Raw genomic sequence first — 17570 nt, 5'->3', positions numbered from 1 at the left:
ACCGGAAAACATAAGTTAGCCTTACTTTTTCCGGTAAATTAATCAGATTATATTCTTTCTGAATACCAACTTTCAGGGGGTAGTTGCATTAACTTATGCAAAGTTGCGTTTAGTTCTGCAACTCACCTCCATGTGCGAAACCGATACGTCCGGTCCATTCAGCCTCACCAGCATATAAGAAGGATTGCTGCCATCCCGATTGCGGCGGATGCTGCCGGGATTCAGCAGCCAGATATTCTTTTCATGCACGCAGGAATAGATATGCGTATGACCGTAGAAGACGATATCGCACTGCTCTTTTCCGGCCTGATAGATGAGACCTTCCATCCCACCGCGGTAAAGCTCCCGATGCCCGTGCGTCAGAAGCACCCGATGTTCTCCGATCTTCAGGACCCGATGTTCCGGATAAGCCGGATCATAGTCGTTGTTTCCTCGCACGCAGGCATATCCGTTCAGCCACCGCATCGGTCCTTCGCTGTCTCCGAGGTGCAGGAAATAATCCGCATTCTGATACGTTTCCTGCAGCCACTGCACCGGTCTTCTGGCGCCATGGTTATCTGATACTGCCACAATGAGAAGTTCACGCATGTCATTATCTTATCAGAAACCCGCATGGAAAATAGACTGTTTTCGCTTTATAATGACTTGCAGAGAGGGAACCCTATGCAAGTCAGTCTGTATCCGTACAATTACTGGTGTCTGATCGCCGCCTTCGTCCTGCTGCTCGTCTTTCTGGTCATGACCTTTCTGAAAGCACGTCCGCTGATCAGGCAGCTGAATACGATGAAGCCTCAGCTCACTGAGATCCAGAACGGAATCACCGCTTCGAAGATCAAAGCAGACACAATCGGAACCAAAGCGAAGAAAGATGTGAATCAGGGTTCCGGAGTTCTGAGCAGCCTGCTGATCCTCAATGCGATCCGCAAGGATTACAGGAATGCGGACGGTTCCGGCATGAAGCAGTTTCTGAAGTCAGCAGAACATGTATACAGCCAGAAAGCCAGCGAAGACCGGATCATCCGGAAAGTGAAGAACAGCCTCAGATGAAAACGAAAAGGAGATCAGCTCTCCTTTTCATTTACTTCTTCCGGTAATTGTCATTCATCTTGTCCAGATGCTTTCCGGCAGAACGGGAATAGATATAAGCAAGGACAAAGACGAGCGCAATGACTATGAGTTCTCCGAGCATCGCATTTCTCTTTCCGGAACAGTTCTTTCTGAGTTCAGTATAGCGGATCAGGATGCTTTCTGCTTGGCATACTGCGCAAAAGTGATTCCCTGTTCGTGCAGAGAAACCGCAAGTTCTGTTCCGATATAGCGGTAATGAGAATATGATTCATACTTGCCCGTCAGCAGCTCATCCTGCTTCGTATAGCTCCTGACAAATCCGTATTCCCAGGCATGGGCTTCGAGCCATTGCGACTGAGCAGTCTTCTCAAAGGAGTCTTCGGGAATTCCGCTGACCGCAAAGTCCACGGCAAGCCCGAGCTGATGCTCGGAGTGACCGGGATATGATACATACAGAGAAGCATCTTTCCCGTAAGTTTCCTGCGCTTTCTCAAATAGTTCTTCCTGATCTTCGAAGGAGACATATCCCCTGGAAATCAGAAGACCGCCGCTTTCAAGGCCATTATTCATAGCCAGCGACATTGCATCCATCAGACCGGAGAGCGCATTTCTGGTCTCATCCAGAACACTCACGGCATTGCCATTCACGCACCATTCTGCGGGAAGCACTGCCAGTCCGGACGGAATGCGCGTGCTGACCGTCAGGCTGTCATCCAGCCAGAGGTCTGTTCCGCTTGCATCCGACACCAGGGTGCTGCCGGAATGATACGGATCCCCTTCCGTCAGATATACATGCAGATCAGAATAGCTGTAATTGCCATCGGCCAGATAGGCGATCAGCGTATCAGTATCCATGACCTGGCGGGTTTCCTCGACCATCGTCACGATATGCGCCGGCGATTCCATCCATTCCGATTCGCTCAGTTTCTTGTATTCCGCCGCATGGTAGATGCTGAAGCCAGGGCACTGGATATAAGCGATGAACATATTGGGAGGAATCGAATACTCGATAATATAATCAATCTCTTCCTGATTCAGATAGTGCTTGATCAGCTGCCGGCTCTTCTCATCCTTGTACGGATAGCGGGCCAGCGAATCATAGTTGTAATTCAGCACGCCCAGGCATACCGCCGTGAACAGCACGACGAATGCCACGAAGAATGCGGTCCAGCGCTTCCGCTGCGGTTCAGGAAGAATGGCTGCGTCTTTCCACATACTCTGCATTATATCATTCCTCCGCATGCAGGGCTTCATATACTTTTTCCGCCACATTCTCCGGAACGACTTCGGCGATCTCGGCACACTCTGCATTCTTCAGGTTCGTGAAACTTCCGAAATGCTTCAGCAGCTGCCGCTTGCGCTTCGGTCCGACTCCTTCCACTTCATCGAGGATGGATCTCGTCTGCGCCTTTGCCCTGAGCTTCCGGTGATACGTGATTGCCGAGCGATGCACTTCATCCTGCATCCTCGTCAGAAGGAAGAACAGGCTGCTGTCCTTGTCGATGGCAAAGGTTTTCCCGTCGGTATCCATCAAAGCATCGGTATTATGATGGTCATCCTTGACCAGTCCCATCAGCTTGATCTTCCCGCTGAGATCGAGTTCATCCAGAATCGTCTTCGCGGCTTCGATCTGCGTCCAGCCGCCATCGACAAGAATGCCGTCCGGCAGTCTTCCGTTCTCCTTGATGAGACGGAAATATCTGCGGTACAGCACTTCTTTCATCGAATCCACATCGCTGTTGCCGGTATGAAGCCGGTAGAGGCGGTAATCCTTTCGATCCGGGACTCCATCTTCATAGACCACGCAGCTGGCCACCGTAAAGGTTCCGGCCGTATGGGAGTTATCAAAGAGCTCCACCCGGTCCATCGGATGGCCGGCCAGCTCGGAAAGCTGATTCACAGCACTTTCGATTTCAGATTCCTGCTTTTCCGCAGTCTGGAACTTCAGTTCGAGCTGCTTCTTAGCATTCTCAACGCAGAGCTCGATCAGCTTGCGGCGGTATCCTTTCTGCGGCTGCGTTACCTGCACGCCCAGAATCTCGCCAACTTCGTTCACCGTCGATTCTTCCGCTTCCTGAGGCAGCACGAGTTCCTTCGCTGCCGGATGATCCTGGTAGTACTGAATCACAAACGAGAAGAATTCTTCTTCCGCATCACCATAGAGGGGTCTCAGCTTCCATTCCTTGCTGAGAATCGTGCCATTGCGCACGAGGAATCCGGTAATTGCCAGATAGCCTTTATCGCTGTACCAGGCAAAGACATCCATGGACCCGCGGTTGTCGAGTTCGATGATCTGTTTGTCTGCAGTCACGGAATCAATGCTTTCCAGCATCTCCTTGTACTGCTGGGCACTCTCGAATTCCAGCTTTTCGCTGGCTTCTTCCATCTTCTGTTTCAGTTCCTCGCGTACTTCCTTCGTATCGCCGTTCAGAAAGCGCGTGACTTCCTCGTTCATCTTCGTGTAGATCTCAGGATCCACTTCATATTCGCACGGACCGAGGCACTGTCCCATATGGTAGTACAGGCATACCTTGGCTGGCATCTGCGTGCAGCGCCGGAATGGGTAAAGACTTTGCAGCAGCTTCTGCGTATTGCGTGCATGGCCGGCATCGGGGAACGGACCGAAGTAATGTGCCTTGCGGTCTTTCTTCATGTCTCTTGCGATGAGCAGGCGGGGATATTTCTCATTCGTCAGCTTGATATACGGATAGGTGCTGTCATCCATGAACTGGATGTTGTATTTCGGCCGGTATTTCTTGATCAGGTTGATCTCGAGCACGAGGGCTTCTTTCTCGCTTCTGGTCACGATGAAATCGAAGTCCTCGATGTTCGAGACCATCTTCGTGGTCTTGAAATCATGGGCTCCGGTGAAATACTGGTTGACCCGGTTATGAAGATTCTTCGCCTTGCCGACATAGATGATTTCCCCATTCCGGTTCTTCATCTGATAGCTTCCGGGCTGATCCGGAAGATTCGCCAGTTTTGCCTTGATATACTCCCGATCCATATTCAGTCCTTCATCGTGACGACCGTGGCTCCGGTTCCGCCTTCCTGCGGCATGCCGAGCCGGTATTCCTTCACGTCCGGATTCTTTGCCAGGGCATCATGCACCGCTTTGCGGAGTGCGCCGCTGCCATCGCCATGCACAATCCGGAACTGTTTCAGTCCATGAATCTTTGCCTGGTCCAGATAGGAATTCATCGCCTCCATGGCTTCATCTACATGCATGCCGATCAGGTTGCACTGAATCGGCATCGAGGAAAAGAGATCGCCGCCGCTGACAGTCATCACCGGCTTCTCCTTCACATCGGCGATGATCTTCAGACTCGGACGGATCTGCGATTCCTTCACCTGCATCTCGCGCCCGTTGAGGCTGATCACGATCTGCTTCTTGCGCACCGAAAGAACCTTTGCGGGCTGACCTCCGGCTCTCAGCTCCACGACATCCCCCGGCCGATAGCCTCCCTGCTTTACAGCCGGCTTCTCAGCCGGTTCTTCTTCTGTTTCTGCCCGATTCAGCTTCTGGCGCTCAGCCAGCACTTCATGATAGCGGGCATTCTGCTGCATGCGCCGCATGTTCCGCAGCACCTCATCTGCCTTCTTCCGGGCTTCTTCGACATATGCATCTGCTTCCGCTTCAGCCTTGGCATGCCATTCATCCCGCTCTTTCTCGAAATTCACTTTCTCGGTATGGAGCGTGCGCTGGTATGCCTTGATCTCCTCGAGCTTCGCATCGAGGGCAGCATTCTTCAGTTCTGTCTCATTGAGCTGTTTTTCAAGTTTCTCTATGAGCTGGTCTTCTTCGCTCCTAGCCTGGTCTTTCAGAAATCTGGCATACCGGATCACGTCCTCCGGAAGACCATAGCGCTTTGCGACCTCGAGGGCGTTGGACTGTCCGGTCACGCCTTCCAGATACCGGTAAGTCGGCTCCAGTTTCTCCATATCAAACTGCACGCTTGCTAACAGAATATCGCTGTGCCGCTTGCCGTATGCCTTAAGCCGGCTGTAATGCGTCGTTGCGACGGTCATCGTCCGCCGGCTGCGCAGTTCATTGAGAATGGAAATTGCCAGCGCTTCGCCTTCCTTCGGATCCGTGCCGCTGCCGATTTCATCCAGCAGCACCAGCGACTCGCTGGTCGCATTGCGCAGGATGTCTGCCTGCTTCTCGACATGTGCGCTGAAGGAGCTCAGAGATGAAACGACCGACTGATCATCGCCGATATCCGCATAGACATGATCGAAGAACGGAACCTTCGCATCTTCCGCCGGCACCGGTATGCCGCAGTACGTCATCAGCACGAAGAGACCGATGATTTTCATGGAAACCGTCTTGCCGCCGGTGTTCGGACCGGTGATCAGCAGCATCCGCTGGGGATCTTTCAGACGATACGTATTCGGCACGACTTTCTTCGGATCAATCAGCGGGTGTCTTGCTTTCTTCAGATTGATTTCTTTCTCTTCGCTGAGTGCTGCCGCAATCGCATCCCGTTCTTTTCCCCATTCTGCTCTTGCAAACAGAGAATCGAGCAAGGTGCAGGTTTCCAGGTTGGCAAGCTCTTCACTGGCGATGTCCTGCACGACCTTCGAGCATCTGCGCAGCACTTCCGCAATCTCTTCCTGCTCCCGGGCAGCGAGTTCCTGTTTCCGGTTGTTCACGCTGACCAGAGCCGCCGGCTCCACATAGCTTGCCTGACCGCTCGCACTGTCGCCATACAGAAGACCGCCGAAGCTGTTCTTCTCACTCGCCTTGATCAGCAGCACCGCTCTGCCATTGCGGTACGTCACGATCGAATCGACAACCGAAGAGCTGTGAGCAGAAAGAAATCTCTGCACGGCAGCACTGATCTCTCCGTCGATATTCCTCAGCTGTCTTCTCACTTCCCGCAAACCAGGACTTGCCGTATCGAGAATTTCTCCGTATTCATTCACGCAGGAAGAAAGCATCTTCTCCGCTGCCCGATGTTCCGTCATGGTCGAGACGAGATCATGAATCGCTTCATGAGGCGTCTCAAGTCCCTGCTCATAGCTCTTAATCGCATGGATGCCCTGGATGAACGAGATCTCCTGAGCCAGATCCATTCCCGTGAGCAATCTTCCCTTTACGGCATTCTTCAGCATCCCGGACAGATCCCGGATGCCATGGAACGGCATCGGCCCATCATGGATCACCGCCGCCAGCGCTTCCCGGATCCTTGCATTCTCATTGCGGATGACCAGCGGATCATAAGAAGGCTCCAGAGCTCTCACTGCTTCCTGGCCAAGTGAAAAAGAACAGAGTCCTGCGATCTGTTCAATGATGATATTCAGTTCAAGACTGTTCTCCAGCTGATTCATTGCGATCTCCATCTGATGGAAGAGAAATCTGAATTCCTTCTTCCAGCTTTTCATACCCATGCGATTCCAGCCACTTCGCAACTGCCTGCTTATCGCTGTCATCCATGGAATTCATATCCGTAAACAATTTGTTCAGAGCTTTCATGCTGTTGGTCTGAACACCGAGCTCGCTCATCGTCTCCGATACCGGTTCGCTGATTTTACCGATCAGCGTCGAATCTGCACAAGCTGTCCCATTAGCAAATACCGGCGTATTCAGAAAGACCGAGAATACGAGAATCCAGATCGTCGCGATTCCTGCTCCGAGCAGTCCGCCTAGCAGTCCGCTCACTTCCCGCAGCACCGGAACTTTCTGAAGTCCAGAGGCGAGGCTGCAGAGCAGATGAAAGATGATCCTCACGATCAGAAACAGCACCAGGAACCACACTGCTTCATTCATGAAGTCGATAAACGAATCTGCAAACAGCGAATCCGCAAACGGGTTCCAGTCCTTCGGCCATAGGCGGATATACTGAGCTGCTACGGAATCATAACGCCAGGCGATGAAGAAAGAAAGCACGGTACCCGCAAACGACAGAATCTGATACAGAAAGCCCTTCTTCGCTCCCTTGGCAATCAGCACCGCATAGAAGATCACAACTGCAATATCTATTCCTGCAAACCATCCTTCCGGAATCGTGATCATAGTTCTCCGCCTTTCGCTTAACAGTTTACGCCGATCTGATTCGGGTTGGCAAATCATGGTAGAATGGAGCCATGTCTGAAGTAATTACCTTAGTGCTCTCCCCCGAAGAACGCAGGACCCTGTATGAAGCCTGGAAGGATAACGCATCGGAACGGGTTCCTCCCTATGGAGAATATCAGCTCCGGCCTGAAAACTGCGTCATCACTGCCTATACTTCCGGAAAAGTCGTATTCCAGGGAAAAGATGCTGAAGTTTATGCATCCCCGTTCCGGAAAGAACTCCGTTCTCATCCCCATGCAAAGAAGCCGGAATTTCCTCAGGCAGGAAGCGATGAAGTCGGTACCGGTGACTATTTCGGCCCGGTCTGCGTCTGTGCCTGCATCGTGCAGGAAAGCGACCTCGGAATGCTGAAGGAACTGGGCGTCCGGGACTCCAAAGCACTGACCGATGCAGAGATCCGCAAGATCGCTCCGAAGCTCATGCAGACGCTGCGGTACAGCCTTTTGATTGTGAACCCTGAGAAGTACAACCAGGTCCATGCCTCCAGCAACATGAATGCGATCAAGGCAAAGCTTCATAACCAGGCCTATGTAAATCTGTCGCAGAAGANCAGACTTCCGGACTTCCGGATCATCGATCAGTTTGCCCCGGAGCCTCAGTACTACCATTATCTGACGCATGAGAAAACCGTGATCAGAGGCATCACCTTTGAGACCAGAGCAGAGAACAAGTATCCTGCTGTCGGTTCCGCTTCGGTCATTGCCAGATATGCATTCCTCGTCTCCATGGATGAGATGGAAAAGAAATACAGAATGAAGTTCCAGAAAGGTGCAGGCACGAAAGTCGATGACTGCGCACTGGAATTCGTGAATCGCTTTGGTATGGATCAGCTGTCCGAAGTCGCAAAGCTGCACTTCCGGAATACAGAAAAACTGCACCGATGATGCAGTTTTTCTTTCAGTCTTTTCCTAAGAACTTTCTACCTGATCTCAGATGCTTTCTTCTTTGCTTCTGCAGATGCTTTTTCCAGCCGGGCAGCAGTATCAATTCCCTGCACATCCATGCCATCTGCCGCGATGCAGCTGAAATGATCAATGCCGAGCATGCCGCATAATCCTTTCAGATACGGGGTTGCAAGCTCCCATTCGCTCCCGGTTTCCACTAACCCTCCGCGCGTTGTCAGGAAGATCATCTCGCTGGCATTGCATTCTCCCTTCAGACCGGTTTCGCTCGAAGAGAAAGTGATTCCTTCGACGGTGATGTTCTCGATATAGTCCTTCAGAAGCGCAGGGATGCTCAGATCATAAAACGGTGCAGCAATGACGATCACATCAGCCGAACGGAACTGCCATGCATACCGGAACCGTTCTGCCGTCCGATTTCCTTCGGCAAGCAGACGGTCACGCTCTTGAAGGCTTTCCCCATAGAGCGGTTTCAGATTCTGTTCTGATAATCTCAGCAGTTCCGTATATACGCATTCCGGATCAAGACCAGAACAGAACGCATCCATCAGAGATGCTGTTCTGCTGCCAGTACGCGTGGTGCTGTCAAGGATCAGGACTCGTTTCATAACAGCCCTTTCTCCCAGCATGCATGCAATGCTTCAAGAGCGGTGATGATCTCACGCTTTTCCCCTTCGGCGGTCAGAGACGCTCCATCAGCATAACTGCCGATCGAATCCTCGGTGCTGGTTCCGTAAAGCACGACATTATTCAGAATCGAAGCTGTTCTGACCCCGCGGATTCTTCCGACCGTGAATAATGCTGCACTCTCAAAGTCAGACCCGAGCACGCCAAGCTTCGACCAGGCAGCTTCTTCGGCATCATTCGTATCCGTGTAGAACGTCTCATGACTGTGAATGACTCCGCAATGAACCGGATACCCATTCTTCTTTGCAGCAGACAGGATTTCAAACAGGAGATCCGTATCCGGAACTGCCGGATAGATGTCTTTGACATAAGCCTTGCTGGCGCCGTCATCCCTGATCGCGCCGCAGCCGACAACCAGATCGCCGAGACCGATCCCCTTCTGCAATGCGCCGCAGGAACCGATTCTGACCATTCCGGTCACGCCGATATGATGCAGTTCTTCCACGGCAATGCTTTCGGAGCTGCCGCCCATGCCGGTAGACATTGCAATGACTTTCATGCCATGGTACAAGCCCGCCACAGAACGGTATTCCCGGTTGTACGCAAGAGCTTCTGCATGTTCCAAATACGGCAGAATCCGGTCAATTCTGGCCGGATCGCCTGGCAGGATCGCTGCCTTTGCGCCAACTGATGAATCTAGCTGAATATGTGCTTCTTTCATGATAGGTACTCTCCATTTCTCCTCTTCCATTATTATCATCATAACCCCTTTTGGAAAGTTGACCATGGTCTGAAATCATCATAAAATGAAGCCAAGAGGAAACAGCAGATGAAAATTCTTAATTTTGGTTCTCTGAATCTGGATTATACCTACCAGGTTGATCATTTTGTCAGACCAGGCGAAACAGAATCTTCTGTTTCAAGAACCCTGAATGTGGGCGGCAAAGGTCTGAATCAGTCCATCGCAATCGCAAAAGCAGGCTCCAAAGTCTATCATGCCGGCGCTGTCGGAAAAGAGGACGGTGCCCTTCTTCTGAACACTCTTAAGGCCAATCACGTCAATACCGACCATATCCGCGTGCTGGATGATGTTGCCAGCGGCAATGCCTTCATCCAGGTGGACCCTCATGGAGAAAACTGCATTGTTCTTTATGGCGGTGCCAATCGTTCCATGACGAAGGGCTTCATCGATGAAGTGCTCTCTGATTTCTCCCGCGGAGACTGGATTTTACTGCAGAACGAAATCAATGAACTGGCTTATCTGATTCATAAAGCGCATGAACTCGGAATGACGATCGTTCTGAATCCTTCCCCGATGAATGAAGTGATCCGCACGCTTCCGCTCCAGGAAGTCAGCTACCTCATCGTCAACAAGGAAGAAGCGGAAGAACTGTCTGAGCATGCCGATCACCCGCTGATGGAGCTTGCGTCCAGATATCCGGATACGAAGATTGTCATGACACTGGGTTCCGCAGGAGTTGATTACTGGAATGGCAAGGAAGTGCTGCATCACGGCTGCTACAATGTCAAAGCCGTTGATACGACCGGTGCCGGCGATACGTTTACGGGCTACTTCATCTCCTGCCTGATGCAGGGATATTCTGAAGCGGATGTTCTGAGACTGGCAAGCACGGCAAGTGCCATTGCGGTTACCAGAAATGGGGCAAGTGCTTCAATTCCGGAAATCTATGAAGTACTTTCTAGCCATCTCATCCTGAAATAAAGTTTTTCACATAACCGGCGGTCTTCCTGGGACTGCCGGTTTTATGATGCTTTCCCTTCTGCATCAGAACAGTGTGAAAAAGACCGGGCGATCAGCAGCGATCACCCGGTTGAGGAAATACATTTTGTCAGAAAGAACTCAGTAAGCCTCCAGAGCAGTCCGGATCGTATCTGCGACAGCCTTGCGGTTGGCATCCGTTACGACGATCGTCTGCTGCAGCGGATAGGAAGAATCCGTATAGAGATCTGTCACCGTCTTGCCTCTGGTATACGTTCCTCTGGTTTCGATCACGACACCAGCTTTCGTCCCGGTAAAGTATTCCGGATGAGCGGCATAGATGACCGGACATGCATCATGGATCAGCAGCGTGTCGTTATGATGCTCGCTGTATAGCTTTCTTGCAAGTTCCGTACAGGACCGAAACAGGTGGCAGGACGCGTTAGGATAATGGTCGAGTTCCTCAACCTCCTCTTTGGAAAGGCCCGCTCTCGAGGTGACATCAAGACCGCACATCACAATCTCGACACCGCTCTGGAATACGGCTTGCGCCGCTTCCGGATCTGCCCAGATATTGAATTCTGCAGCAGGCGTGGAATTGCCGCCCACAGCAGCTCCGCCCATGATCAGTATCCGCTTCAGATACTGTTTCAGATCCGGATATTTGAAGAACGCAATCGCAGCGTTGGTTTCCGGTCCGGTCAGGATCAGGTTCAGTTCACCCTGGTATTCCTTAGCGGTCCGATAGAGTGCATCCCATGCTTTTTCTGTTTCAGAAGGAGCTTTGGATTCAGGCAGAACCGCAGAAGCGAGGCCGGTTTCGCCATGCACGTATGCGGCGGTAGTGAGCTTCTGGCGCAATGGATTCTCGGCGCCAGGGTATACTTTCACGTCTTCTCTATGGATCAGAGAAAGCACATTGCGAGTGTTGCGGAAGGTATGCTTCAGTTCGACATTGCCTGCGACGGCAGACATGCCGACCACCTGAAGCTCCGGCAGCTGGAACGCTGTCATGATGGCAATTGCATCATCTTCGCCAGTGTCCATATCCATCCATACCGGAATACTCATATGCGTACCTCCCTTCCGTCATAAGCATGCAGATAGGAAATCAGAAGATCGACATAAGCGGACTGATCTATGGTCAGCGCGCAGGTGACATTCGGATTCTGAATCTGCCAGTCTTCCATACTGGCAACGGTTGCTCCGCGCGTATACTGGCCAGTCAGTTCGATGTCGACATGCAGATCTTTCATCGTGAAGATCTGCGGCTCAATCAGTGTCAGCACCGCGCATGGATCATGCACCGGGGCACCAGCATAGCCGATATCCATCGGATGCTGGATGAAGAATTCAACCCAGTCTGCAGTGATCTGGCTGACCTGGTTGCCCACAGCCCGGATACGGGCAATGTCTTCGGGCTTGATGATTGCCTTTTCGGTTACATCCAGTCCGCTCATGGTCAGCGGAATTCCGGAACGGAAGACGATATCGGCAGCTTCCGGATCGCAGAGGATATTGTATTCCGCGCCGGGAATCCAGTTGCCATAGGCAATGCCGCCGCCCATGAAGCTGATGCGGCCGATCTTGTCTTTTACTTCCGGATGGCTGACAAGCAGCTCTGCGACATTCGTCTGCGGTCCGGTCGCAATGATGGTGACCGGGTCTTCGCTTTCCGAAATGACCTTGGCCATCAGATCCGGTGCAGAGAGCGGAGAGATTTCCTGATCCGGTTCCGGCATTGCCGGTCCGTCCAGGCCGCTTTCCCCATGCCAGTTTCCAGCCGGCATCACATCCGCGATCATCGGCCGGATCGCCCCTTTTGCAAAGGGCGCATCGATGCCCAATAGTGCCATGATTCTTCTGGCATTATAGGTAGTTTTTTCAATCGTCTGGTTGCCGTTGACGGAGCAGACAGCTCTGATGTCAAGCTTCGGGCTGGCTTTGGCAAATACCCAGGCAATCGCATCATCGTGTCCCGGATCTCCATCCAGGATCACAGGAATTCGTTTCATATTCTTACCTCTTGAAAAAAGGAAGGAGAACTCTGCGTCCCCTTCCTGGAATTCTGACTACTTAGAAGCTTCTTTCAGAGCTTGCGCAGAATGGCGGCGTTTCTCACTATTCCGCTGTGAAATCGCAAAGATGACAAGTGAGATGATAGTGACGATGTAAGGAATCGGAGCGACCAGATTCGAATCGACACCCATAGCCGAAACCTTGATGCCGAGAGCCTGAGCAAAACCGAAGATCAGAGCCGCAAACATGCAGCCGACCGGCTCGCCGCCGCCCATAGCCTGCGCTGCCAGAGCGATGAAGCCGCGTCCTGCAACCATATCCTGAGACCAGCCCATTGCATAGTACATGGACATATATGCTCCGCCAAGACCAGCCAGAATGCCGGTGATGCCGATGGTGATGTAGCGGATCTTCAGAACCGAGACACCAACCGAGGAAGCCGCATCCGGGTTTTCACCGACGGAACGGATATTGAGACCAAGCGACGTGCGATACAGCAGCACCCAGGTCAGCCATACCAGCACGAAGCTGATGTAGGTCATGACACTGTGGCCCGAGATGACCTGGCCGATGACCGGAATATCCTTGATCAGCGGAATGTTCCATACCGGAATCTGCAGATTCTTCGTGATCAGGCCGGTGGTAGAAGCAAGTGCCTTGCCTTCGGTCGCATTCGTGATGACCTTGACGAGGAACAGCGTGCCTCCGGAACCGATCATGTTGATGGCAGTACCGGTAAGGATGATATCCGTTTTCAGCTTGAAGGCGAAGAAACCCATGAGCAGTGCTTCGAGCAGTCCGACCGCAACTGCAACCAGAACGCCGATGAACCAGCTGCCGGTCCAGTATGCAGTCAGAGATCCGAAGAGTGCGGACATCATCATGATACCTTCAAGACCGATGTTGGAAATGCCGCCCTTCTCACCGATGACCGCTGCCATCGTAGCCAGCAGAATCGGAGTAGCGATACGGAAGATCGAGAAGAAGAAATCTGTAGTGAAGATGAATGACATATTACTTCGTGCCTCCTTCCGCAATCTTTTCCTGCTGAGCCTCTTTCATTTCTTCCTGAGCAGTCCGGACAACGAGCTTCTGACGATACTTCGCAAGGAACTGTTCCGCTGCGAAGAAGACGAAGATCACTGCCTGGATGATCGAGATGAGCTGAGAAGGAACATTGTTGTACGTAGCCATCAGCGTGCAGCCTCTGGTCAGATAGCTCATGAAGAACGCTGCCAGCGGAACATATGCAGGGTTATTGCCAGCCAGGATAGCAACCGTGATACCGGTCCATCCATATCCTGGCAATGCACTCCAGTTGTAATACTGGTTTCGTCCGAGCATCTCCAGAGAGCCGCCCATGCCGGCAAGCAGTCCGCCGACGACCTGGGAAAGGATGATGATCAGACCGACATTCATGCCGGAATACATGACGAACGGCTGGTTGATACCGGTCATCCTGATGCCGTAGCCCCACTTCGTGCGGTACATGAAGTACCAGGTGATGACTACGAAGATGATCGCAACGATGAACGCAATAGAGAAACCCGAACCATTGTCGACGATCTGAGCAAGACTTGCGTTATCCTGGAAGGAATACGTCTGCGTGCTTCCCTTGGAAGTGTCTGCAAACTTCGTGTTCATCAGGTAGTTGATCAGATACTGGATGATATAGTTCAGCATCAGGGAGTTGACCATTTCGGAAACTCCAAGTTTCGCTTTCAGAACTGCCGGAATCAGCATCAGCACTCCGACCGCTGCTGCCGAAACGATGATGGCAACAATCGGCAGAAGGATTCCCGGCAGCTTCCAGTAAACCGCAATCAGGCCGCCGATGAAAGCACCGAGCATGATGCCTCCTTCTGCACCGAGGTTGAACTGGTTTGCCGAGAACATGACGCAAGTCGCAAGACCCGTGAAGATGATCGGCACCATGCCGGCAAGAATATCGGTGAAGCTCTTCGAATTGAAGCTGCCGTTATTCTTGACGAACGGGGTCACGAGCATCGTCCGGATGGCATCGATGCTGGAGACAAACTTTTCGCCTGCATTCGCACCTTCCGAGCTCAGAAAGATGAGCAGGAAAGTGATGATCAATGCAATTCCAAGCGCTGCTGCACCGCGCAGCAGGCTGAACTTCATATTATTTTTCTGACTGATGGATAATCCGCTTTTCTTACTCATGGCAGACCCTCCTGATTTCTTCCGGCTTCTGCTGCTCAACGCCGAGCATATACTTGCCCATCATCTCATCGCTCAGATCGGAAGTATCTTCGAAATATGCTGCAATATGACCGCCGCACATGATGATCAGACTGTCGCTGAGCTCCATGACTTCGTTGAGGTCAGCACTGATCAGCAGTACTGCAATGCCGCTTCTGGAAAGTTCGACCAGCTTCTTGCGGATGAATTCCGTGGCACCGACATCGATACCTCTGGTCGGCTGATCGGCGATGATCAGATAAGGATCATTGCTGAATTCCCTGGCGACAACGACCTTCTGGATATTGCCTCCGGACAGATTGCCGACCTGCTGGTTGCGGTTCTTGCAGAGCACCGTATAATCCTTGATCAAGGTATCTGCTTCCTGATGAATCGCCGGCATATTGAACAGAATGCCATTATTGAATCTCGATTCGCTGATGCGGTCGCTCATCAGATTCTCTTCAATCGTCGCTTTGCCGGCAATGCCGTACAGCATACGGTCTTCCGGAACGAGCGCGATATGGTTCTTCCGGAGTTCTCTCTGGCTCATGCCGATCGTATTCTGTCCATTGACTTCAATCGTGCCGGCATTCGGCGTATTGAAGCCGAACAGCATATCGACCAGTTCCTTCTGGCCATTGCCTTCAACACCGGCAATGCCGAGGATCTCACCCTTGCGGACATCGAACGATACATGATCAAGCATCTTCTTGCCCCAGTCATTGACGTATTCGATATCTCTGACCTTCAATACGGTATCCGTCGGCTTTGCCTTGTCTTTCTCAACTTTCAGAACAACATCTCTGCCGACCATGAGCCTTGAGATCTTCTCTTCATCCTCATCCGCTGTATTGTAGACCCCCATGGATCTGCCGCCGCGCAAGATCGTCATGCGGTCGGTGATCTCCATGATTTCATTCAGCTTATGGGAGATGAAGATCAGCGTGAATCCCTGATTCTTCAGATTCTTGAGCTCACGGAACAGTTCCGTAGTTTCCTGTGTGGTAAGAACTGCAGTCGGCTCATCGAGAATCAGAATCTTCGCACCGCGGACTAGAGCCTTCAGAATCTCTACCTTCTGCTTCATGCCGACCGGAATATCACGGACTTTCGCATTCGGCTCTACTTCGAGATTGAATTTCTTCGAGTATTCCTCAGTGATCTCAACGGCTTTCTTATAATCGATGAGTCCGTTCTTCGTCGGCACCATGCCGAGCACCATGTTCTCGGCAACGGTCAGACTCGGCACCAGCATGAAGTGCTGATGGACCATGCCGATTCCATGCTGAAGTGCGACGTTCGGAGAAGTCAGGCTGACTTTTTCCCCATTCACCCAGATTTCTCCGGAAGTCGGTTGCTCCAGTCCGAACAGCATCTTCATCAGTGTGCTCTTGCCTGCTCCGTTTTCACCCATGAGCGCATGAATCTCGCCGCGCTTCACGCTGAAATCGACGTCCTGGTTTGCTACAATGCCATTCGGGTAGACTTTGGTAATCTTCTTCATCTGGATTACATAATCATCCATAGCATTACCCTTTCTTTCTCTTTTCTAAAACAAGCATGGGGCTGAGAAACTGCCAGCCCCATACCGCTTTCAGATTGTTTTAAGATTCTCAGTTAGCACTCGGCTGTGCGGAATCACGCAGAGCCTGAGCAGCAGTGTTGCCATCATCGGTCAGAGCGGAATCAACCTTGATCGAACCATCGGAGATTCCATCGATCGCAGCCTGGACAGCATTCTTGATATCATCAGACAGATACTTGTCATAGTTCTTATCCGTGACGATACCGACGCCGCCTTCAGCGATACCAAGGGAAACTCTCTCGCCATAGTGCTCATTTCCAGCATCCAGCTCATCGAAGAACCAGATCAGGGAATTGCCGACGTTCTTGAGGCCGGAAGTCAGAGTGATCGCAGCCAGATCACTGGACAGCGTCTGCTCCTGGTCGGAGTCAACACCGATGAACCAAGCATTGCCGGATTCGAGGACTGCTTCAGCAGCACCGTTGCCTGCGTTGCCTGCAACACCCCAGATGATGTCGCACTTGGAATCGTTGATCATGCTGTAAGCATATTCCTTAGCCTTAGCAGTATCGACATAGTCGGAAGTGTAACGGGTATCAACCTTGATCTCCGGATCAACTGCCTGAGCACCTTCGATATAGCCGTACAGGAAGTCGTTGATAACCGGGGAATCATAGCCGCCGACGAAGCCGATGACCTTATCCGCATTGATCTTATCCATCGAAGTATCTTCCGTTACCATACCAGCCATCGTGCCGATCAGGTAGCCGAGGTCGTTCTGCTTGTAGACGATGTTGCAGACGTTGGAATCCTGTCCTGCATACGTATCATCATCGAAGATGACGTACTTCTGATCCGGATACTTTTCTGCAACTTCTTTCAGATAGTCAGGCATCTGATAAGTTCCGCAGACGATGACATCATAATCACCCTCATCAGAAACATCGTACAGTGTCTGCAGCCACTTCGGCTTGTCTTCATCCGTTCCGCCCATCTCAATGGTCGTCAGAGTGATGTGTCCGTCAGCCTTCAGCTGTTCAAGACCAGACTCAGCAGAATCGAAGAACGACTTGTCGCCCAGGTTTCCGTTGACGAGATACGCGACATTGTAGACCTTTCCTGATTCCGAAGAAGATCCGCCTCCAGCAGCAGCTGAAGCAGATCCTTCCGCGGCTGCGGTAGCTGCAGCGGATGATGAAGATCCTCCGCAGGCTGCCAGCGAAACAGCCATTCCCAGTGCAAGCAAAGCTTTAATTGTTCTGTTCATGTTTTCCTCCTACTATTTGCTTTACACAATTCAGTGGATAGGCAATTCCAGGGCCAGCGCATACTGAATACAGAATTATGTACTCTATGATACATTGGCCGGATGGAATCGCTTTCACTATTTTCACGTTACCCTCTTTCACAGGGAATGTCAACAAG

The 17570-nt window shown here is 51.7% G+C and carries 16 protein-coding genes; 3 read left to right on the top strand and 13 right to left on the bottom strand.

Features of this window, described 5'->3' with window-relative positions; all coding sequences use genetic code 11:
• Window positions 1-93: 93 nt before the first annotated feature.
• Window positions 94-588, bottom strand: a complete 495-nt coding sequence (locus tag FYJ51_RS04215) for a YfcE family phosphodiesterase (RefSeq protein ID WP_154503589.1) — start codon at window positions 586-588, stop codon at window positions 94-96.
• 75 nt (window positions 589-663) lie between these two features.
• On the opposite strand from FYJ51_RS04215, the gene FYJ51_RS04210 reads away from it, so the two are divergent.
• Entirely contained in the window at window positions 664-1047 is a 384-nt protein-coding gene (locus FYJ51_RS04210; protein WP_105303828.1) for a DUF948 domain-containing protein, read from the top strand.
• A 189-nt stretch (window positions 1048-1236) separates the two neighbouring features.
• Here FYJ51_RS04210 and FYJ51_RS04205 read toward each other — a convergent pair whose 3' ends face one another.
• The 4 genes from FYJ51_RS04205 to FYJ51_RS04190 are packed head-to-tail and all read right to left on the bottom strand — an operon-like array spanning window position 1237 to window position 7087.
• Complete coding sequence (locus FYJ51_RS04205) at window positions 1237-2292, bottom strand: M15 family metallopeptidase (RefSeq protein WP_205946175.1); 1056 nt, start codon at window positions 2290-2292, stop codon at window positions 1237-1239.
• A gap of 4 nt (window positions 2293-2296) precedes the next feature.
• Complete coding sequence (uvrC, locus tag FYJ51_RS04200; protein WP_154503583.1) at window positions 2297-4075, bottom strand: excinuclease ABC subunit UvrC; 1779 nt, start codon at window positions 4073-4075, stop codon at window positions 2297-2299.
• A gap of 2 nt (window positions 4076-4077) precedes the next feature.
• Window positions 4078-6402 (bottom strand): endonuclease MutS2, encoded by a 2325-nt coding sequence (locus FYJ51_RS04195; protein ID WP_205946174.1) that lies wholly within the window; start codon window positions 6400-6402, stop codon window positions 4078-4080.
• Window positions 6377-7087 (bottom strand): CvpA family protein, encoded by a 711-nt coding sequence (locus FYJ51_RS04190; protein WP_205946173.1) that lies wholly within the window; start codon window positions 7085-7087, stop codon window positions 6377-6379. Before FYJ51_RS04190 ends, FYJ51_RS04195 begins: the two co-directional genes overlap by 26 nt.
• Window positions 7088-7158: 71 nt before the next feature.
• On the opposite strand from FYJ51_RS04190, the gene rnhC reads away from it, so the two are divergent.
• Complete coding sequence (gene rnhC, locus FYJ51_RS04185; RefSeq protein WP_154503574.1) at window positions 7159-8031, top strand: ribonuclease HIII; 873 nt, start codon at window positions 7159-7161, stop codon at window positions 8029-8031.
• 35 nt (window positions 8032-8066) lie between these two features.
• Here rnhC and FYJ51_RS04180 read toward each other — a convergent pair whose 3' ends face one another.
• Entirely contained in the window at window positions 8067-8657 is a 591-nt protein-coding gene (locus FYJ51_RS04180; protein WP_167836530.1) for an NAD(P)H-dependent oxidoreductase, read from the bottom strand.
• A complete protein-coding gene (locus tag FYJ51_RS04175; RefSeq protein ID WP_154503571.1) occupies window positions 8654-9397 on the bottom strand; it encodes a nucleoside phosphorylase in 744 nt (247 codons plus the stop codon). The genes FYJ51_RS04180 and FYJ51_RS04175 overlap by 4 nt, the downstream gene beginning before the upstream one ends.
• A 108-nt stretch (window positions 9398-9505) precedes the next feature.
• On the opposite strand from FYJ51_RS04175, the gene FYJ51_RS04170 reads away from it, so the two are divergent.
• Window positions 9506-10399 carry a ribokinase gene (locus FYJ51_RS04170; RefSeq protein WP_154503568.1) on the top strand — a complete coding sequence of 298 codons (894 nt, stop codon included), beginning with the start codon at window positions 9506-9508 and terminating at the stop codon, window positions 10397-10399.
• Window positions 10400-10537: 138 nt separating this feature from the next.
• Here the strand turns inward: FYJ51_RS04170 and FYJ51_RS04165 are convergent, their stop codons facing one another.
• From FYJ51_RS04165 to FYJ51_RS04140, 6 genes are all read right to left on the bottom strand, one after another.
• Window positions 10538-11467 (bottom strand): nucleoside hydrolase, encoded by a 930-nt coding sequence (locus FYJ51_RS04165; protein WP_154503565.1) that lies wholly within the window; start codon window positions 11465-11467, stop codon window positions 10538-10540.
• A complete protein-coding gene (locus FYJ51_RS04160) occupies window positions 11464-12411 on the bottom strand; it encodes a nucleoside hydrolase (RefSeq protein WP_154503562.1) in 948 nt (315 codons plus the stop codon). The genes FYJ51_RS04165 and FYJ51_RS04160 overlap by 4 nt, the downstream gene beginning before the upstream one ends.
• Before the next feature lie 57 nt (window positions 12412-12468).
• A complete protein-coding gene (locus FYJ51_RS04155; protein WP_105303840.1) occupies window positions 12469-13428 on the bottom strand; it encodes an ABC transporter permease in 960 nt (319 codons plus the stop codon).
• A gap of 1 nt (window position 13429) precedes the next feature.
• On the bottom strand, window positions 13430-14599 hold the full coding sequence (locus FYJ51_RS04150) for an ABC transporter permease (RefSeq protein ID WP_154503559.1): 1170 nt from the start codon (window positions 14597-14599) through the stop codon (window positions 13430-13432).
• Complete coding sequence (locus tag FYJ51_RS04145; protein ID WP_105303841.1) at window positions 14592-16145, bottom strand: ABC transporter ATP-binding protein; 1554 nt, start codon at window positions 16143-16145, stop codon at window positions 14592-14594. The genes FYJ51_RS04150 and FYJ51_RS04145 overlap by 8 nt, the downstream gene beginning before the upstream one ends.
• An 88-nt stretch (window positions 16146-16233) precedes the next feature.
• Window positions 16234-17412: a BMP family ABC transporter substrate-binding protein gene (locus tag FYJ51_RS04140; RefSeq protein WP_154503556.1), complete on the bottom strand. Its 1179-nt coding sequence runs from the start codon at window positions 17410-17412 to the stop codon at window positions 16234-16236.
• Window positions 17413-17570 lie beyond the last annotated feature (158 nt).

Origin of the sequence: Stecheria intestinalis (assembly GCF_009696165.1) — a bacterium.
Lineage (GTDB): Bacteria > Bacillota_I > Bacilli_A > Erysipelotrichales > Erysipelotrichaceae > Bulleidia > Bulleidia intestinalis.
Note: the sequence above shows the minus strand (reverse complement) of the source record. Positions and strands in the feature narration are given on the sequence as shown.